Origin of the sequence: Pseudomonas fitomaticsae (assembly GCF_021018765.1) — a bacterium.
Lineage (GTDB): Bacteria > Pseudomonadota > Gammaproteobacteria > Pseudomonadales > Pseudomonadaceae > Aquipseudomonas > Aquipseudomonas fitomaticsae.
Genome location: NZ_CP075567.1, coordinates 4,438,229 through 4,457,688 on the forward strand (window position 1 = coordinate 4,438,229; position 19,460 = coordinate 4,457,688).

A 19,460-nucleotide genomic window follows, 5' to 3' on the forward strand; every position below is an offset into this window, starting at 1 on the left:
GCAGCACCTGGGCCGCGACGATAAGTGCGTCAGTATAAGACGGAAACGCTGCTTTAGGCAGTTCCCCGGTGAATCCCTCTGTAGGACCCTTCGTCATTGGCCTGTCATGCAACTGTCACCGATGTTGCCTAGCCTGATCGCTATTTCAGGGACGTTTTCCATGCCTCAAGCCGAAGCCTTGCCCCTCGCGGCACCGACGCTGACCGCCGTGCTGTTCGGACTCAGCGGCTGTCTGGTGGACTTCGGCGCCCGCGCCCGTCATCACACCAGCGTCGGCCCGGAACACGCCGACGTCACACCCGGCGCCCTCGACAGCCTGCGCAGTCTGCAACGCCAGCAAATCCCCTGCGCCTGGCTCGATGAACTGTCGACGGCCTGCACTCAGGTACTGTCATCGGCGCTGCCTGACTGGATCAAACCGTCGCAACATTCGGCAACAATCAATCCGTGGCCGGCGCCCAATGCCTGCTGGCAAGCGTTGATGAGCTTGAATGTCGACCGCCTCGACGGTTGCGTGCTGGTCAGCGGCGAACCGCGCCTGCTGCAATCGGGCCTCAATGCCGGATTGTGGACCATTGGCCTGGCGTCCTGCGGCTCATTGTGCGGCATGGCGCCCAGCGAATGGCAAGCCCTGAGCCAGAAGGAACGCGAACAACTGCGCGGCAAGGCGACCGTGCAACTGTTCGGCCTGGGCGTGCACTCGGTGATCGATCATCTGGGCGAACTCGACACTTGTCTGGCGGACATCAGCCTGCGTCGCCTCAAAGGCGAAAAGCCCTGACCGGGATCATGCAGGTTGGCCAAGAGTGGATTAGTCTTAAGGAGAGCCATAGACCTTTGGCGCACGGCCGCGGTCTATGCCAGTGCCTCTCGATAAAAGGAAACAACCATGCCCGCTCAAGAACTGCAAAAACAGCTCAATGCCCTGCGCGAGCAACTGGATCAGACTCCGCCGCTCACCGAAGAAGAGCGCGAACATCTGCATGACCTGATGGCGCAGATCGAATCCGAGATAAAACTGGAACAGTCCACTCAGGAAAACAGTATCGCCGATGGTGTGAATCTAGCAGTCGAACGCTTTGAACTCGAACACCCGACCATCGCCGGTACTCTGCGCAATATTGCTACTACCCTGCACAGCATGGGCATCTGAAACCCGCGAATGCAAAAAAGCCCTGCCATCACTGGCAGGGCTTTTTCATGTCCGCGAGGCGGGTTACTGACGAACCAGACGGTGATTCGGCAGTTGCACGCTTTCAGTGCTGCGGTACGGGTTGATGTCCAGCCCGCCCCGACGTACGTAACGCGCGAACACCGTGAGTTTTTCCGGTTTCAGCAGGCGCTGCAGGTCGAGGAAGATCCGCTCCACGCATTGCTCATGGAAGTCCGAGTGCTGACGGAAGCTGACGATGTATTCCAGCAGGCTGGCATGATCCAGCGCCGCGCCACGGTACTCCACCACCACGCTGCCCCAGTCCGGCTGGCTGGTCACCGGGCAGTTGGATTTGAGCAGATGACTGTGCACGCTCTCCTCCACCACGCGCGAATCGTCGCAGCGCAGCAGTTCGGGACGCGGGTGTTCGTAGTTGCTGACGCTGATGTCCAGATCGTCGATGCACACACCCGGCAACGCCACGACGCCTTCAGCTTCGACGTCTTTCAGGCTGCGAACCCGCACGCCCACCGGTTTGCCGGCAGCAGCGGACAAGTCCTTGACCAGCGTCGCTTCGAGGCTCGCGATGTCGGCGAACGGCGTCTGGTTCAGCGAGTTCAGGTACAGCTTGAACGACTTGGATTCGATGATGTTCGGCGAATCCGCCGGAATGCTGAATTCGCCGATCGCCACCACCGGCTTGCCCGACGGCAGCAGCCACGACAACTCGAAGCAGTTCCAGAAATCCACGCCTTTATACGGCAGGGTTTCGGCGGTCAGGCCCAGCTCGGCCCATTTCGCGGTGCGCGGGATCGGGAACAGCAGGGACGGCGTGTACGTGGCGATGTATTCGCTGGATTTGCCCAGCGGCGAATGTTCGGCTGCGGGATGCATGGCGGAAACCTGACTGAAGAATCAGCGGATTCTACCAGCCTTTGCTCCCGCCTTTGAGTGCTTACTGACTGACAGTCAGTTTGCCGACCATTCCGGCCTGATAGTGGCCGGGAATGTTGCAGGCAAATTCCAGGTTCACCGCTTTGCTGAAGGTCCAGGTCAGTTCGGCGGTCTTGCCCGGCTCCACCAGCACGCTGTTGGGATCGTCATGCTTCATGCCATGGCCCATCGAGCCGTGATCCATGCCCGCCATGTCGTGGGACATTTCCTTCATGCCGGTCGGCGTCAGCATGCCGCTTTGCTGCATCTGCAACATTTCCTGCTGATGTTTGGCATGCATCGCCGCGTCGCCGAGGTTGAATTCGTGCAGCAAATGGCCTTTATTCACCAGCACAAAACGAACGGTCTCACCGGCCTTGATCTCGATCGCTTTCGGATCGAAGCTCATGTCGCCCATCACCACTTCGATGCTGCGGGTGGCCTTGGCCGCCGGGGCCGGCTGGCCGAAGTCGTAGGTGTGCGCCGGCGATGCCCACAGTGGCGAACTCAGCGCCAGCAGACACGCGGCAAGGGCCAGACGGATGCGCAAAAACATAGTCGTACTCCAACAAATCAAGGTTCAGCCTGTGGGAAACTCTAGCCCGCCTGCGCTGGCAGCGACCTGACAGGGAGATTACAACTTTGTCAGGTTGGCGCTCACCGCGTTCGCCCACGGTATAACGTCCTCGTTCCCGCTACCCGAGTCGCCCATGAAACTGCTGATCGTCGAAGACCAACCCAAAACCGGCCAGTACCTGCGCCAGGGCCTGACCGAGGCCGGTTTCAACACCGAACTGGTGGCCGACGGCACCACCGGCCAGCAATTGGCGTTGAGCGGCGACTATGCGCTGCTGATCCTCGACGTGATGCTGCCCGGCCGCAATGGCTGGCAGATCCTGCAAGCGGTGCGCAGCGCCGGCCTGGAAACGCCGATCCTGTTTCTGACTGCCAAGGACACCGTTGAAGACCGGGTTCACGGCCTCGAACTGGGCGCCGACGATTATCTGGTCAAACCGTTCGCCTTCTCTGAACTGCTGGCGCGGGTGCGCAGCCTGTTGCGCCGCGGCAGTTCCACGCCTCAGGAAACCAGCCTGCGCCTGGCCGACCTGAGCCTGGACTTGATCCGCCGCCGGGTTGAACGCAGCGGCCAACGCATCGACCTCACCGCCAAGGAGTTCGCCCTGCTGGAAATGCTCCTGCGCCGCCAGGGCGAAGTGCTGCCCAAATCGCTGATTGCCTCGCAGGTCTGGGACATGAACTTCGACAGCGACACCAATGTGATCGAAGTGGCGATTCGTCGACTGCGCCTGAAGATCGATGACGACTTCCCCAACAAACTGATTCACACCGTACGTGGCATGGGTTACGTCCTTGAAGAGCGTGCCGACTGATGCGCCGACTGTCCTTGAGCAGCCGACTCGCGCTGTTGTTCGCCGGCTGTACCGCAGTGGTTTCGCTGGTCGCCGGGGTCGTTTTCAATCGGGCCAGCGAGGGCCACTTCATCGAGCTCGACCAGCAACTGCTCGAAGGAAAACTGCTCAGCGTGCGTCAGACGCTGCGCAGTGGCAGCGATGCCGAACACATCACCGATGAATTGAGCCAACAGGGCGATGTCTCGCTGCGCATAAGCAGCCCTGAGGGCCAGCGCTGGTTCGGTCGCTCGTTGCATGCCCCGGCAAACCTGCCGCAGCAACCCGGTCTGGCCACCATCAACGACAACGGCACCGACTATCGCCTGCTCAACGCCGCGCTTGAACCGGAAAAGCCCGATTCCCCGCAATTGACCTTGCTGCTGGACATCACCCACCACCAGCACTTCCTGCAACGCATGCAGCATCTGATCTGGCTGACCGTCGGCCTTTCGGCGCTGGCCACCGCGCTGCTCGGCGCCTGGGCTGCTCGCAGCGGTTTACGCCCGCTACGACGAATGAGTGCCGTGGCTCGGGGGATTTCAGCGCAATCGCTGAATGCCCGACTGCCGGAAGCCCGGATGCCCGCAGAACTCGCGGAATTGGCCCACAGCTTCAACGCCATGCTCGGACGCCTCGATGACTCTTTTCAGCGACTGTCAGCGTTTTCCGCCGACATCGCCCATGAACTGCGCACACCACTTTCGAACCTGCTGACCCACACCCAGGTCACCCTCACCCGCCCTCGCCCCCTCGAAGACTATCGCGAGGCATTGCACAGCAACCTCGAAGAGCTGCAATGGATGGCGCAGTTGGTGAACGACATGCTTTATCTGGCCAAGGCTGACCACGGTTTGCTGGTGCCCAAGCGTGAACCGCTGGAACTTTCGGAAGAAGCCGACGCGTTGCTGGAGTTTTTTGCGCCGCTGGCCGAAGACGCTCAGGTCAGCTTGAGCCGTGACGGTGCGGGGCGATTCGAGGGTGATCGCGCGATGTTGCGCCGGGCGCTGTCGAATCTGCTGGATAACGCGTTGCGCTTTACCCCTGCTAACGGCGAAGTTCGCGTGCAGGTGGCCGAACAAGCGAAATCCTTGAGCGTGACCGTGGAGAACAGTGGTGAAGGGATTTCTGCAGAGTTGTTGCCGCGTTTGTTCGACCGCTTCTATCGTGCGGACCCGGCGCGCCAGGAAGGCAGCAGCGAGCATGCGGGATTGGGGCTGGCGATTACTCAGTCGATCATCCGGGCCCATGGCGGGCAGATTCATTGCGAATCGGCTCGGGGCTGGACGCGGTTTGTGATTGAGTTGCCGAAAAACGCTTGAGGCCGGCAATGCCGGCCTCAATGGGGGAACTTACGAATAGCGCAACGCGTGCGCCGGTTCGATCTTCGCCGCCCGCCAGGCCGGGTAAACGGTGGCCAGGAAGCTGAGGATGAAGCCCGCCGAGCAGATCAGCAGCACGTCGCCGCCCTGCAATTCCGATGGCAGGTTGCTGACGAAATACACGTCCGAACTGAAGATGTGCTGCCCGGTCACTCGCTCGACCCAGCCCACCATCTCACTGACGTTCAGCGCGGCAATCACCCCCAGCACGCCACCGATGATGGTGCCGACGATGCCGATCACCGTGCCCTGCACCATGAAGATCGCCATGATCTGCCGTGGCGTGGCGCCGATGGTGCGCAGGATCGCAATGTCCGCACCCTTGTCGTTCACCACCATGATCAGGGTCGCGATAATGTTGAACGCCGCCACCGCGACAATCATCAGCAGCAACAGGCCGATCATGGTTTTTTCCATTTTCATCGCGCTGAACAGGCTGCCCTGGGTGTGGGTCCAGTCGTCAGCCTTGAAATCGGCGCCGAGGCCGCTGGCAATGTCCGACGAAACCTTCGGCGCGGCGTACAGATCCTTCACCGCCAGACGCACGCTCTGCACCTGATTCGGCTCCCAATGCTGCATGGTCGCGGCGTCGGAGACGTGGATCAGGCCCATTGAACCGTCGAGTTCGGCACCGACCTTGAACACGCCGACCACGTTCAGACGCTGCATGCGCGGGGTGATACCGCCCGGTGCGGTGCTGACTTCCGGCACGATCAGGGTGATCTTGTCGCCGACATTGAGACGGAAACGTCGGGCGGTGATTTCACCCAGCACTACGCCGAACTCACCCGGTTTCAAGGCATCGAGACGGCCCTGAACAATGTGCTGGGCAACGATCGACACCTTGCCTTCCTGAGCCGGATCGACGCCGCTGATCTGGATCGGCTGCATCATGCCCTTGTAGGACAGCATGCCTTCCATCTCGGTGAACGGCACGGCGGCCGTCACTTCCGGATTCTTCATCGCGGCGGCGGCCACTGGCTGCCAGTCGTTGATCGGCTTGACGCCAACGATGGTCGCGTGAGGCACCATACCGAGGATGCGCGAGCTCATTTCGCGCTGGAAACCGTTCATCACCGACAGCACCACGATCATCGCCAGCACGCCGAGGGCGAGGCCGATCATCGAGGTCATCGAAATGAACGAAACAAAGCGATTGCGGCGCTTGGCGCGGGTATAGCGCGTGCCGATAAAGATCGATAACGGTCTGAACATTCGCTGGGGCACCGTATAAAAATAAAAGACCCGATGCCTTTTCAGGCACCGGGTTTCAAGCCGTCAGATGGGGGTCAGGCAACCTTCCTGCAGTTGCAGGACGCGGTCCATCTGGCGAGCCAGGTTCATGTCGTGAGTCACCACCAGAAACGCCGTGCGCATCGAAGTGCTGAGTTCCAGCATCAGATCCTGAATGCCTTCGGCGGTATGGGAGTCGAGGTTGCCGGTCGGCTCGTCGAGCATCACCAGCCCTGGATTGTTAACCAGGGCACGGGCGATGGCTACGCGCTGGCGCTCGCCACCGGACAGTTCTGCCGGTTTGTGTTCCAGGCGATGGCCCAGACCGACCCGCTCCAGCAACGCCGTGGCACGCTGACGCGCTTGCGGGATCGCGGTCTTGCCGATCAGCAGCGGCATGCAGACGTTTTCCAGCGCGGTGAATTCCGGCAGCAGGTGGTGGAACTGGTACACGAACCCAAGGGCGCGGTTACGCAGCAAGCCACGCTTCTTCTCGCTCAGCGCCGACAGCTCTTCACCGTCGAGCCAGACACCGCCCTTGGTTGGCGTGTCGAGACCGCCCAGCAGGTTGAGCAACGTACTTTTGCCCGAACCGGATTTGCCGACGATCGCCACCCGCTCACCCGGATGCAGTTCCAGTTGCAGGTTGGCCAGCACTTCCACCGACTCCGGGCCTTCCTCGTAGGATTTGCCCAGGTTGCGGCAGCTCAAGATTGCTTTTTCACTCATGCCCGACTCACTCATAACGTAGCGCCTCCGCCGGCTGGGTGCGCGCGGCACGCCAGGCTGGATACAGGGTGGCGAGGAAACTCAGGACCAACGCAGCGGCGCAGACCATGACCACGTCCTGGCTCTGCACCTGCGATGGCAGGTAATCGATGAAATACACATCGGCGTTGAGGAATTTGTGTCCGATCACGCCTTCGAGGGCCGAAATCGCGGCGCTGACGTTGAGCGCGGCGAAGATCCCGACCACGGCGCCGATGGCCGTACCGACCACGCCGATCACCGTGCCCTGCACCATGAACGTGCGCATGATCGTGCCCGGTGTGGCGCCCAGTGTGCGCAGAATGGCGATGTCGCCCTTCTTGTCGTTCACCACCATCACCAGCGTGGAAATGATGTTGAACGCAGCCACTGCGACGATCAGCAGCAACAGCAGGCCGATCATGGCTTTTTCCATACGGATCGCCTGATACAGGTTGCCGTGGGTACGGGTCCAGTCGCGAGCGTAGTAACGGTCTTCGCCGAGGCGCTGGGCGATGTTCCACGCCTCACGCGGCGCCTGGAACAGATCGTCGAACTTCAGACGCAGGCCCTGCACCTGATCGGGCTTCCAGCGGTGCATCTTCGCCAGATCCTGCAGGTTGGTGACGCCCAGATAACCATCCAGTTCACCGGCGCCGACATGGAAGATGCCGACCACGGTGAAGCGCTTCATGCGCGGGAACATCCCGGCCGGGGTCACGCTGACCTCCGGTGCGACGAAGGTGATCTTGTCACCGAGGCCCACGCCGAGTTTGGTCGCGGCCTTGTCACCGATCACGATGCCGAAGCTGCCCGGCGTCAGATCGTCGAGTCTGCCCTGCTTCATGAAGTTGTCGATGATCGAGACGTTGCGCTCCAGCGCCGGGTCGATGGCATTGAGCAACACCTTGGACACCTGGCCGTTATTGGTCAGCAACCCCTGCATCTGGGTGAACGGCGCGACGGCCGCCACCTGCGGGTTCTGCTTGACCTTGGCGGCCAGGCTCGGCCAGTCGTTGATGGCTTCACCGGACTCGATGGTCGCGTGGGGCACCATGCCCAGCACGCGGGTGCGCATCTCATGATCGAAGCCGTTCATCACCGACAGCACCACGATCATCACGACCACGCCAAGAGCGAGCCCTATCATCGAAGTCAGGGAAATGAATGACACAAAATGATTGCGACGCTTTGCACGGGTATAACGCGTGCCGATAAATACGAAGAGAGGTCTGAACATGTCGGGGCTTGTTCGGAGGGAAAAGGAACGTCCTTGTGGCGGGGGTCGATAACCAGCTTTACACTCAGACCACCGCCGCTACCATGGGTTCGCCATGTCGACATTAGATGAAGAAGATCGCCGCGAATACTACCGTATCGAGGACACGATCGCACTGGAAATTCGGCCCCTGTCCGCTCCCGAAGCCGCAGGCCAGGAAGTGTTGCAGGATGCTTCTCCACTGTTCAACCTGCTCAGCGAATTGCACCTGAGCGAATTCGAGTCACAACACCTGCTGCGCCAGATCAGCGAACGCGACCGCGCTATCGCGGCGTTCCTGAAATCCCAGAACAAACGCATCGACCTGCTCAGCCAGGTCGTCGCACTGACCGTGCTCGGCCATATCGGCGAGCCACAACCGGTGATCATCTCCGAGGGCGGCATCGACTTTCAGCACCCGACCCCGATCGCCTCCGGCGCCCACCTGTCGGTGAAACTGGTGCTGATGCCCCAGGCTCTCGGTCTGCTGCTGCGCGCCCGCGTCACCCATTGCGACCGCAAGGGCGACGGCTACGACGTCGGCACCGAGTTCGAACACCTGACCGACGCCCAGCGCCAGTTGCTCGCCCGATATATCTTGCAGAAGCAGGCCCAGGAACGACGTCTGGCCCGCGAACAGAACGAATCAGGCATCTAATTAAGGAAGAACCGTGACCCTTATCTACGGCCACCGCGGCGCCAAGGGCGAAGCACCGGAAAACACCCTGAGCAGTTTTCAGGAATGTCTCAAGCACGGCGTGCGCCGCTGCGAACTGGACCTGCACCTGTCCAAGGACGGCGAGCTGATGGTCATCCACGACCCGACCCTCAAGCGCACCACCGACCGGCGCGGCAAGGTGGTCGAGCACACCGCCGCCGATCTGGTGACCTACGACGCGCGCAAGGGCGGTCCGGGCTGGATCAAACCATGCCCGATTCCGACGCTGGAAGAACTGTTCGAAAAATGCGATTTCGAGCACTGGCAACTGGAAGTCAAAAGCGCTTCGCGCACCCGCGCCGCGACCACCGTGCTGGCGATCCGTGAAATGGCGGTCAGGCACGGACTGCTCGACAAGGTGACGATCACCTCGAGTTCGCGGGAAGTATTGAAGGCTGCACTGGATCTGGTGCCCGACGTATCGCGCGGCCTGGTGGCCGAATACGCCTGGCTCGACCCGTTGAAGGTCGCGCAAAGTTACGGTTGCGAGATTCTGGCGTTGAACTGGACGCTGTGTACGCCGGAACGCCTGCAAAAGGCGCAGCGTCAGGGGCTGCATGTGTCGGTGTGGACCGTCAACGAGCCTGCGCTGATGCGCAGACTCGCCGACTTCGGCGTTGACAGCCTGATTACAGACTTTCCCGGTTTGGCCACTGCCACCCTCGGGAATTGCTGAAATCGGTCTCCCCGGCCGGCTCAGGCCACCGGCCGGAGCCCGTCAAAAAAGCCGGTTGAGGCCGTCGTACGCCGCTACCCGATAGGCTTCGGCCATGGTCGGGTAGTTGAACGTCGTGTTGACGAAGTACTTCAGGGTGTTCAGTTCGCCCGGCTGGTTCATGATCGCCTGACCGATGTGCACGATCTCCGACGCCTGATAACCGAAGCAGTGAACGCCCAGCACTTCCAGGGTTTCACGGTGGAACAGGATCTTCAGCATGCCTTGCGGCTCGCCGGCGATCTGTGCACGCGCCATGCTCTTGAAGAACGCCTTGCCCACTTCGTACGGCACCTTGGCCTGGGTCAGCTCCTGCTCGTTCTTGCCGATCGAGCTGATCTCCGGAATGGTGTAGATGCCGGTCGGCACGTCATTCACGAAACGCCAGCTGCCATTGTCGACGATGCTGCCAGCGGCCGAACGGCCCTGGTCGTGGGCGGCACTGGCCAGGCTCGGCCAGCCGATCACGTCACCGGCGCCGTAGATGTTCTGCACGCAGGTGCGGTAGTTCTCGTCGACTTCGATCTGGCCGCGGCTGTTGACCTTGACCCCGATGTTTTCCAGGCCCAGCTGGTCGGTGTTGCCGGTACGGCCGTTGCACCAGAGCAAGGCGTCGGCCTTGATCTTCTTGCCGGACTTCAGGTGCAGGATCACGCCGTTGTCCACGCCTTCGACGCGGTCATACTCTTCGTTGTGACGCACGGTGATGTTGTTGTTGCTGAAGTGGTAGCTCAACGCCTGGGAGATTTCCGAGTCGAGGAAGCTCAGCAACTGACCGCGGTTGTCCACCAGTTCGACCAGCACACCCAGACCGCTGAAGATCGAAGCGTATTCGCAGCCGATCACGCCGGCGCCGTAAACGATCAGTTTGCGCGGGGTGTGGCCGAGGCTGAGGATGGTGTCGCTATCGTAGATACGCGGGTGGTGGAAATCGATGTCCGCCGGGCGATAAGGACGCGAACCGGTGGCGATGATGATGTGCTTGGCCACCAGTTTCTCGACCACGCCGTTGGCGCAGACCACTTCAATGGTTTGCTCGTCGGCGAAGCTGCCGGTGCCGAAGAACACGTCGACACGGTTACGGGCGTAGTAGCCGGTACGCGAAGCGACTTGTTTGGAAATGACTTTCTCGGCGCTTTTCAACACGTCCGGGAAGGAGAACCAGCGCGGCTCGCCGATCGCACGGAACATCGGGTTGGTGTTGAACTGCATGATCTGCCGCACCGAGTGACGCAGGGCCTTGGACGGGATGGTGCCCAGGTGGGTGCAGTTGCCGCCGACCTGGCGACGGCTGTCGACCATCGCCACCTTGCGCCCTGCTTTGGCGGCGTTCATTGCCGCGCCTTCTCCCGCCGGGCCGGAACCCAGCACCACCACGTCGTAGTTGTAGACAGCCATGCGTACTCCTCAGAACAGGCCGCGGTGCCAGCAGCACCGGCGGCTAAATCACGCCGAACGACGGCGCGAAGGAACAATTGGGGGCCAGTAGAAAACCCGGACACAGTCTATAGAAGCGTCAACGCCGCGCACATTAACCCTTGGTCGCGTCGTAGGCTACTTTTGCCTGCACTACAACGCCAGCTTTCGTACTGTTCTCAGTCAACTTTTGCGCCACTGAGCCGTTCGAAAGCGTGACTGGTGCGTGTGACGAAACCTGTATCGGCACGAATCACAAAGAATGCACCAATGTCGTGTTTTTCGGCATAGTCCCAAGCCCTTTCAGGCCCGAGAATCAGCAACAGCGTCGATAGTCCATCGGCCACCAGCGCTGAAGGATGAATCACCGTGACCGACGCCAGATCGTGTAGGACGGGCGCACCGGTCCGGGCATCAAAGGTGTGGGAATAGCGCCGGCCATCCTGCTGAAAATAGTTGCGGTAGTCGCCGGACGTGGACAGGCCGTAGCCATCGATATTAATGACACGCTCTGTCACTTGCAGATCGTCACGCGGCTCTTCCAGAGCGATACGCCATGGCGAACCATCAAGCTTTTTGCCGGACGCCTTGAGCTCGCCGGTGGCTTCGGCAAGGTAATCATGAATGCCCAGGGCCTCGAGCCGCGCGGCAACGGTGTCGACGGCGTAGCCGGCGGCGATGCTGTTGAAATCCACCTCGACCGCCGCGTCCTTGCACAACCGGTCGCCGTCAATGCGCAGGTGCTGATGGCCGACCCGCTGGCGCACTTCGGCCAGCGCCGCCGCATCCGGGACTTTTTCTTCACGTCCCTGCGGGCCGAAGCCCCACAGATTCATCAGCGGTTCTACCGTTAGGTCGTAGGAGCCTTCGCTTTGTTGCGACAGCTGCTCGCCCACGCGGATCAATTCAAGGATCGCCGCGGGCATGACCTGACAGCGATCAGCCGGCAACGCGTTGAAGCGCGAGATGTCGGAGTCCGCGCGGTAAGTCGACATCTGCCGGTCGATGTCCGCGAGGATTTTTTCCACTTCGACACGCACCTCCTGCGGGGCAGGCAGATTGGCGTGGCGCACATACTTGATCGAATAGGTGCTGCCCATCGTCGGGCCACCGAAAGTCTCGAGGGAATCGCCGTTGCCGCAGCCGGACAAAAACCCGGTCAGCAGCACGAGAATCACCCACCGTCCAGTTAACAATTCTTCATCTCCCCGCAAAACCACGCCGGCCATTATGGGCTACGAGCGCAACGCTTTCTTACAAGATTTAGAGCGAGTACCTACCCATGTCCTCCACGACCGGCAAAGGCAAGGCGATTTTTCGCGTTGTCAGCGGCAACTTTCTCGAGATGTTCGACTTCATGGTCTACGGCTTCTACGCCACGGCCATTGCCAAGACATTCTTTCCCACCGACAGCGCCTTCGCCTCACTGATGCTTTCCCTGGCCACTTTTGGTGCCGGCTTCCTTATGCGTCCGCTGGGGGCGATCTTTCTCGGCGCCTACATCGACCGTCACGGTCGACGCCAGGGCCTGATCATCACGTTGGCCCTGATGGCGGCCGGCACCGTGCTGATTGCCTGCGTGCCGGGCTACGCCACCCTTGGAGTCGCCGCGCCGCTGATCGTGCTGTTCGGCCGATTGCTGCAAGGTTTCTCGGCCGGCGTGGAACTGGGCGGTGTGTCGGTGTATCTGGCAGAGATCGCCACGCCGGGCCGCAAGGGCTTTTTCGTCAGCTGGCAGTCCGCCAGCCAGCAAGCGGCGGTGGTGTTCGCCGGCCTGCTCGGTGTTGGCCTCAACCACTGGCTGAGCCCGGAACAGATGGGCGAATGGGGCTGGCGCGTGCCGTTCCTGATCGGCTGCATGATCGTCCCGGTGATTTTCGTCATCCGCCGCTCGCTGGAGGAAACCCCGGAGTTCCAGGCGCGCAAACATCGCCCTACCCTGCAGGAAATCGTCCGCTCGATCGGTCAGAACTTTGGCATTGTCATCGCCGGCATGGCGCTGGTGGTCATGACGACGGTGTCGTTCTACCTGATCACCGCCTATACGCCGACGTTCGGCAAGGCGGAATTGCACCTGTCGGACTTCGATGCGTTGCTGGTGACCGTGTGCATCGGCCTGTCGAATTTCTTCTGGCTGCCGGTAATGGGCGCGGTGTCTGACAAGGTCGGGCGTAAACCCCTACTGTTGGCGGCGACGATTCTGGCGATCCTGACTGCTTATCCGGCGTTGTCATGGCTGGTGGCGAACCCGAGCTTCAGCCATCTGCTGATCGTCGAGTTGTGGCTGTCCTTCCTGTACGGCTCGTACAACGGGGCAATGGTGGTGGCACTCACCGAGATCATGCCGGTAGAAGTTCGTACAACCGGTTTCTCGCTGGCCTACAGCCTGGCGACCGCGACCTTCGGTGGCTTTACACCGGCGGCCTGCACTTATCTGATCCACGTGCTGGACAACAAGGCGGCACCGGGGATCTGGCTCAGCGGCGCAGCCGTGTTGGGCCTGATCGCCACGCTGGTGCTGTTCCGTGGCAACAGGCACGAGCTGCGCACGGCACAAGCCGCCATCCCCCGCTGAGCCAAATCGCGCACAAACAAAAACGCCCCGACCAGAGTCGGGGCGTTTTCATTTGCAGCTAAGGCTTAGCGCGGGAACGCTGGCGGGTTTACACCGGCCATGTCTTCCATCACGCGGATCACCTGACAGCTGTAACCGAACTCGTTGTCGTACCAGACGTACAGAACAACGCGGTTGTCCTGAACGATGGTCGCTTCAGCGTCGACCACACCGGCGTGGCGCGAGCCCACGAAGTCGGTCGAAACCACTTCCTGCGAGTTGACGAAGTCGATTTGCTTATGCAGATCGGAGTGCAGCGCCATGTAGCGCAGGTACTCGTTCATTTCTTCACGGGAGGCGGCTTTCTCAAGGTTCAGGTTGAGAATGGCCATCGACACGTTCGGCGTCGGAACACGGATCGCGTTACCGGTCAGCTTGCCGGCCAGCTCAGGCAGGGCCTTGGCAGCAGCGGTGGCAGCACCGGTCTCGGTGATGACCATGTTCAGCGCGGCGCTACGGCCACGGCGATCGCCCTTGTGGAAGTTGTCGATCAGGTTCTGGTCGTTGGTGTACGAGTGAACGGTTTCGACGTGACCGTTGATGATGCCGAACTTGTCATTCACGGCTTTCAGCACCGGCACGATGGCGTTGGTGGTGCAGGAAGCGGCGGACACGATCTTGTCGTCAGCAGTGATTTCGTTGTGGTTGATACCGTGAACGATGTTCTTCAGCTTGCCCTTGCCAGGCGCGGTCAGAACAACGCGGTCGATACCCGGGCACTGCAAGTGCTGGCCCAGGCCATCGGCATCACGCCATACACCGGTGTTGTCCACCAGCAGCGCATCTTTGATGCCGTACTGGGTGTAATCCACTTCGGTAGGGTTCTTCGCGTAGATAACCTGGATCAGGTTGCCGTTGGCGGTGATGGTGTTGTTTTCTTCGTCGATGGTAATGGTGCCGTTGAACGAACCGTGTACCGAATCGCGACGCAGCAGGCTGGCGCGTTTGGTCAGGTCGTTTTCGGCGCCTTTGCGCACCACGATGGCACGCAGACGCAGACCGTCGCCGCCACCGGTTTTCTCGATCAGGATACGCGCCAGCAGACGGCCGATACGACCGAAGCCGTACAGCACAACGTCGGTGCCTTTGCGTGCCGAAGCGTTTTGCTGGCCAACCACGTCAGCCATTTCTTCGCGAACGAATTGCTCGGCGGTGCGGCCGTTGCCTTCGTTGCGGAATTTGTACGCCAGCTTGCCCAGATCTACCGAGGCCGCGCCGAGCTTGAGCTCGCTCATGGCCTTGAGCAGTGGGAATGTTTCGTGGACGGAGAGTTCGCTGTCGTCGGCAGAACGGTGGCGAGCAAAGCGGTGAGCTTTGAGAATCGCGATGACAGACTGGTTGATCAGGCTGCGGCCATAGATCGAGCTCACCACGTTATTGTTGCGGTAGAGCTGACCGATAAGCGGAATCATCGCTTCTGCGAGTGCTTCACGGTCGATCCATTCACCAAGACACTGGTCGGGCTTCTGAGTCACGGTAACCTTCCACATGTAGGGGCAGAAAAAAGGGGCTACATTATGCCGCCGAGAACCTCTTGTAGCAATGCGCGCTTGTCGCGCAATCGGTAACAAAAATCCGTCCAAAAAAAATAACGCTCTCCGCCAGCCCAGTAAAACCGGGGCCTCCAGCGCAGTCAGTTTTTCGACGACTGTTAGACGATGTCTGTAACCCTCCGCAACACCACCGACATTTGGCACTACATAACCGTAAAAAAAGCGCAGCTTTTTATGGTTACCACTACATTTTTCCCAAACAGCGCAGATAGACGCATCCTGCAACTGACAGGCGGCACCGGACGCCGCTACAATTACCGACTTTGTCGCAACGCCTGGAGCTCAACCTTCCGTGCCTGTTCTGCGTCTACCGCTTCTCCCTGCCGCGGCAGGTAAACAGCACTGGGGCAACCTCCCCGGTGCCGCCCTGAGCCTGGCGATTGCCGAGGCTGCCAGCGCTGCCAAGCGCTTCACACTGCTTTTGACCGCCGACAGCCAGAGTGCCGAACGGCTGGAGCAGGAGCTGAGTTTCTTCGCCCCGGATTTGCCGGTGCTGCATTTCCCCGACTGGGAAACCCTGCCCTACGACCTGTTTTCGCCGCACCAGGACATCATCTCCCAGCGTATCGCCAGCCTTTATAGACTGCCGGAACTGGAACATGGCGTGCTGGTGGTGCCGATCACCACCGCCCTGCACCGTCTGGCGCCGACCAAATTTCTGCTCGGCAGCAGCCTGGTGCTGGATGTCGGGCAGAAACTCGATGTCGAGCAAATGCGCTCGCGGCTCGAAGCCAGCGGCTATCGCTACGTCGACACGGTTTACGAACACGGCGAGTTCACGGTGCGTGGCGCACTGATCGACCTGTTCCCGATGGGCAGCAAACTGCCCTATCGCATCGACCTGTTCGACGACGAAATCGAAACCCTGCGGACCTTTGATCCGGAAAACCAGCGTTCCATCGACAAGGTCGATTCGGTCAAGCTGCTGCCGGCCAAGGAATTCCCGCTACAGAAGGATGCGGTTACCCGCTTCAAGGCGCGCTTTCGCGAGCGTTTCGACGTCGACTTCCGCCGCTGCCCGATCTTCCAGGACCTGAGCAGCGGTATCACACCGGCCGGTATCGAGTACTACCTGCCGCTGTTCTTCGAAGAGACCTCGACCCTGTTCGATTACCTGCCACAGGACACCCAAGTGTTCTCTCTGCCGGGCATTGAGCAGGCGGCGGAAAACTTCTGGAACGATGTGCGCAACCGTTATGAAGAGCGGCGCGTCGACCCATCGCGTCCTTTATTGCCGCCGGCCGAACTGTTCCTGCCGGTGGAAGACTGCTTTGCCCGCCTGAAGAACTGGCCGCGCGTGGTCGCCAGCCAACAGGACGTGGAAACCGGCACCGGCCGCGAACGCTTTCCGGCGCAGGCCTTGCCGAACCTGGCGATCGAAGCCAAGGCCACCCAGCCGCTGGCCGCGCTTTCGGCCTTCCTCGACGAGTTCCCGGGGCGCGTGCTGTTCACCGCCGAATCCGCCGGCCGTCGCGAAGTGCTGCTGGAGTTGCTGGATCGCCTGAAGCTGCGCCCGAAAACCGTCGACAGCTGGCCGGACTTTGTCGCGAGCAAGGATCGCCTGGCGATCACCATCGCCCCGCTCGACGAAGGCCTGATGCTGGACGACCCGGCGCTGGCGCTGGTCGCGGAAAGTCCGCTGTTCGGCCAGCGCGTGATGCAGCGTCGCCGCCGCGAAAAACGCGCCGACGCCAACAACGATGCAGTGATCAAGAACCTCACCGAGCTGCGCGAAGGCGCGCCGGTGGTGCACATTGACCACGGTGTCGGTCGCTATCTCGGCCTGACGATTCTGGAAATCGACAATCAGGCTGCCGAATTCCTGACTCTGGAATACGCCGAGAACGCCAAACTTTACGTGCCAGTGGCCAACCTGCACCTGATCGCCCGCTACACCGGCAGCGACGACGCGCTGGCTCCGCTGCACCGCCTCGGCTCCGAGACCTGGCAGAAAGCCAAGCGCAAGGCAGCCGAACAGGTCCGCGATGTGGCTGCCGAACTGCTCGACATTTATGCCCGTCGCGCCGCCCGCGAAGGTTATGCGTTCGCCGATCCGAAGGCCGATTACGCAACGTTCAGCGCCGGCTTCCCGTTCGAAGAAACCCCGGACCAGCAATCCACCATCGAAGCCGTGCGCGAAGACATGCTCGCGCCGAAACCGATGGACCGACTGGTCTGCGGCGACGTCGGTTTCGGCAAGACCGAAGTGGCCATGCGCGCCGCGTTCATCGCGGTGCACGGCGGCAAGCAAGTGGCGATCCTGGTGCCGACCACCCTGCTCGCCCAGCAGCATTACAACAGCTTCCGCGACCGCTTCGCCGACTGGCCAGTGACCGTGGAAGTGATGAGCCGCTTCAAGTCGGCCAAGGAAGTGAACGCTGCGGTGGCCGAACTGGCCGAAGGCAATATCGACATCGTCATCGGCACCCACAAGCTGCTGCAGGACGACGTCAAGATCAAAAACCTTGGCCTCGTGATCATCGACGAAGAGCACCGTTTCGGTGTCCGTCAGAAGGAACAGCTCAAGGCCCTGCGCAGCGAAGTCGACATTCTTACGCTGACCGCCACGCCGATTCCGCGCACGCTGAACATGGCGGTGTCGGGCATGCGCGACCTGTCGATCATCGCCACACCACCGGCGCGACGCCTGTCGGTGCGCACCTTCGTCATGGAACAGAACAAGAGCACGGTCAAAGAGGCCTTGCTGCGCGAGCTGCTGCGCGGCGGCCAGGTCTATTACCTGCACAACGACGTGAAGACCATCGAGAAATGCGCCGCCGAACTGGCCGAACTGGTGCCGGAAGCGCGGATCGGCATCGGCCACGGGCAGATGCGCGAACGCGAACTCGAACAGGTGATGAGCGACTTCTATCACAAGCGTTTCAACGTGCTGATCGCCTCGACCATCATCGAGACCGGCATCGACGTGCCGAGCGCCAACACCATCATCATCGAGCGTGCCGACAAGTTCGGCCTGGCTCAGTTGCACCAGTTGCGCGGTCGCGTTGGCCGCAGTCACCACCAGGCTTACGCCTACCTGCTGACCCCGCCGCGCCAGCAAATCACTGGCGATGCGGAAAAACGCCTGGAAGCGATTGCCAATACTCAGGATCTGGGTGCCGGTTTCGTGCTGGCCACCAACGACCTGGAAATCCGTGGCGCCGGCGAACTGCTGGGTGATGGCCAGAGCGGTCAGATTCAGGCCGTCGGCTTCACGCTGTACATGGAAATGCTCGAGCGCGCGGTGAAGTCGATCCGCAAGGGCGAACAGCCGAACCTCGATCAACCGCTCGGCGGTGGCCCGGAAGTCAATTTGCGGGTGCCGGCGCTGATTCCGGAAGACTATCTGCCGGATGTGCACGCCCGCCTGATCCTGTACAAGCGCATCGCTTCGGCCACCGACGAGGAAGGCCTGAAGGATCTGCAGGTGGAGATGATCGACCGCTTTGGCCTGTTGCCGGAACCGACCAAGAATCTGGTGCGCATCACGGCGCTGAAATTGCAGGCCGAGCAACTGGGCATCAAGAAAGTCGATGGCGGCCCGCAAGGTGGACGCATCGAGTTCGCGGCGCAGACGCCGGTCGACCCGATGACCCTGATCAAACTGATCCAGAGCCAGCCAAAACGCTACAAATTCGAAGGCGCCACGATGTTCAAGTTCCAGGTGCCGATGGAGCGCCCGGAAGAGCGCTTTAATACTGTGGAGGCGCTGTTCGAGCGCCTCATCCCGAAAACTGCTTGAAGGACGCCGCATGCGCCTGTTTCGCTTATTGACCTTGCTACTGACTCTGGTAGCACCGACGGCGTTTGCCGATGACCTGTATCAGGTCGAAATGATTCTGGTACGCCAGAACGCCGTGCCGGCGATTGTCAGCCGCGCCGCACCGGAAGACTGGGCGGCCGGCGCCCAACGCCTGGGCGATGACAGCAAGCGCACCCCGGCGCTGAACGATGTTGTGACCAAACTCACCGCCAGCGGCGAGTACAGCGTGCTGATGCATAAAGCCTGGCAGCAGACGCTGGGTGAGACGCCTGCCAAAGTTGCGGTCAGCGAAGGTCAGGAGCAGTTCGGCCAGTTCCCGATCGAAGGCACGATTGAAATGAAGCTCGGGCGCTTCACCGACGTGAATGCCGATTTCTGGGTCAATCAGATCGACGCCAATGGCATGGTCACCGCCAGCGAGCGCCTGAAACAGGACAGCCACACCAAGAACGGCCAACTCAACTACCTCGACAACGGCCACCTGGCCCTGCTGATCAAGATCACTTCACTGACGGCGCCCGCGCCTCGGGAAGCGCCTGAAGTCGTTCCGGACTGATCGAAGTCCT

At 61.0% G+C, this 19,460-nt stretch carries 17 protein-coding genes; 9 read left to right on the forward strand and 8 right to left on the reverse strand.

Features of this window, described 5'->3' with window-relative positions:
* Positions 1-160 precede the first annotated feature (160 nt).
* Positions 161-781: an HAD family phosphatase gene (locus tag KJY40_RS19890; RefSeq protein WP_230732096.1), complete on the forward strand. Its 621-nt coding sequence runs from the start codon at positions 161-163 to the stop codon at positions 779-781.
* Positions 782-889: 108 nt separating this feature from the next.
* On the forward strand, positions 890-1,153 hold the full coding sequence (locus KJY40_RS19895) for a DUF4404 family protein (protein ID WP_007951611.1): 264 nt from the start codon (positions 890-892) through the stop codon (positions 1,151-1,153).
* A 63-nt stretch (positions 1,154-1,216) separates the two neighbouring features.
* Here the strand turns inward: KJY40_RS19895 and queF are convergent, their stop codons facing one another.
* Together queF and copI are read right to left on the reverse strand one after the other, a co-directional pair.
* The gene (gene queF / locus KJY40_RS19900) at positions 1,217-2,047 is read right to left on the reverse strand and encodes an NADPH-dependent 7-cyano-7-deazaguanine reductase QueF (protein WP_085608218.1); all 831 of its coding nucleotides are present in this window, start codon (positions 2,045-2,047) and stop codon (positions 1,217-1,219) included.
* Positions 2,048-2,108: 61 nt separating this feature from the next.
* The gene (gene copI, locus KJY40_RS19905) at positions 2,109-2,642 is read right to left on the reverse strand and encodes a copper-resistant cuproprotein CopI (RefSeq protein WP_230732100.1); all 534 of its coding nucleotides are present in this window, start codon (positions 2,640-2,642) and stop codon (positions 2,109-2,111) included.
* A gap of 154 nt (positions 2,643-2,796) precedes the next feature.
* Between copI and KJY40_RS19910 the strand changes: the two genes are divergently transcribed.
* Positions 2,797-3,477: a heavy metal response regulator transcription factor gene (locus KJY40_RS19910; protein WP_011335179.1), complete on the forward strand. Its 681-nt coding sequence runs from the start codon at positions 2,797-2,799 to the stop codon at positions 3,475-3,477.
* Positions 3,477-4,817: a heavy metal sensor histidine kinase gene (locus tag KJY40_RS19915; RefSeq protein ID WP_230732103.1), complete on the forward strand. Its 1,341-nt coding sequence runs from the start codon at positions 3,477-3,479 to the stop codon at positions 4,815-4,817. Before KJY40_RS19910 ends, KJY40_RS19915 begins: the two co-directional genes overlap by 1 nt.
* Positions 4,818-4,847: 30 nt before the next feature.
* On the opposite strand, the gene KJY40_RS19920 is transcribed toward KJY40_RS19915, so the two are convergent.
* From KJY40_RS19920 to KJY40_RS19930, 3 genes are all read right to left on the reverse strand, one after another.
* Positions 4,848-6,092 (reverse strand): lipoprotein-releasing ABC transporter permease subunit, encoded by a 1,245-nt coding sequence (locus KJY40_RS19920; RefSeq protein WP_230732105.1) that lies wholly within the window; start codon positions 6,090-6,092, stop codon positions 4,848-4,850.
* Positions 6,093-6,155: 63 nt separating this feature from the next.
* Entirely contained in the window at positions 6,156-6,839 is a 684-nt protein-coding gene (gene lolD, locus KJY40_RS19925; protein WP_230732119.1) for a lipoprotein-releasing ABC transporter ATP-binding protein LolD, read from the reverse strand.
* A gap of 7 nt (positions 6,840-6,846) precedes the next feature.
* On the reverse strand, positions 6,847-8,097 hold the full coding sequence (locus KJY40_RS19930) for a lipoprotein-releasing ABC transporter permease subunit (RefSeq protein WP_230732121.1): 1,251 nt from the start codon (positions 8,095-8,097) through the stop codon (positions 6,847-6,849).
* Between the two features lie 94 nt (positions 8,098-8,191).
* Between KJY40_RS19930 and KJY40_RS19935 the strand changes: the two genes are divergently transcribed.
* Complete coding sequence (locus KJY40_RS19935) at positions 8,192-8,773, forward strand: PilZ domain-containing protein (RefSeq protein ID WP_011335183.1); 582 nt, start codon at positions 8,192-8,194, stop codon at positions 8,771-8,773.
* Positions 8,774-8,786: 13 nt separating this feature from the next.
* Positions 8,787-9,509, forward strand: a complete 723-nt coding sequence (locus tag KJY40_RS19940; protein ID WP_007953017.1) for a glycerophosphodiester phosphodiesterase — start codon at positions 8,787-8,789, stop codon at positions 9,507-9,509.
* 42 nt (positions 9,510-9,551) lie between these two features.
* Here the strand turns inward: KJY40_RS19940 and sthA are convergent, their stop codons facing one another.
* Positions 9,552-10,946 (reverse strand): Si-specific NAD(P)(+) transhydrogenase, encoded by a 1,395-nt coding sequence (sthA, locus tag KJY40_RS19945; protein WP_007953019.1) that lies wholly within the window; start codon positions 10,944-10,946, stop codon positions 9,552-9,554.
* A 197-nt stretch (positions 10,947-11,143) separates the two neighbouring features.
* Positions 11,144-12,193: an FAD:protein FMN transferase gene (locus tag KJY40_RS19950; RefSeq protein WP_230732128.1), complete on the reverse strand. Its 1,050-nt coding sequence runs from the start codon at positions 12,191-12,193 to the stop codon at positions 11,144-11,146.
* Between the two features lie 53 nt (positions 12,194-12,246).
* Here KJY40_RS19950 and tcuC point away from each other — a divergent pair, with 53 nt between their 5' ends.
* Positions 12,247-13,539, forward strand: coding sequence for an MFS transporter (gene tcuC / locus KJY40_RS19955; RefSeq protein WP_085654378.1), 1,293 nt, complete (start codon positions 12,247-12,249; stop codon positions 13,537-13,539).
* Between the two features lie 65 nt (positions 13,540-13,604).
* Here tcuC and KJY40_RS19960 read toward each other — a convergent pair whose 3' ends face one another.
* Positions 13,605-15,068, reverse strand: coding sequence for a glyceraldehyde-3-phosphate dehydrogenase (locus KJY40_RS19960; protein ID WP_007953026.1), 1,464 nt, complete (start codon positions 15,066-15,068; stop codon positions 13,605-13,607).
* A gap of 355 nt (positions 15,069-15,423) precedes the next feature.
* Here KJY40_RS19960 and mfd point away from each other — a divergent pair, with 355 nt between their 5' ends.
* Together mfd and KJY40_RS19970 are read left to right on the forward strand one after the other, a co-directional pair.
* A complete protein-coding gene (gene mfd, locus KJY40_RS19965; protein ID WP_230732136.1) occupies positions 15,424-18,873 on the forward strand; it encodes a transcription-repair coupling factor in 3,450 nt (1,149 codons plus the stop codon).
* A gap of 10 nt (positions 18,874-18,883) precedes the next feature.
* The gene (locus KJY40_RS19970) at positions 18,884-19,450 is read left to right on the forward strand and encodes a CsiV family protein (protein WP_230732141.1); all 567 of its coding nucleotides are present in this window, start codon (positions 18,884-18,886) and stop codon (positions 19,448-19,450) included.
* Positions 19,451-19,460: the final 10 nt, after the last annotated feature.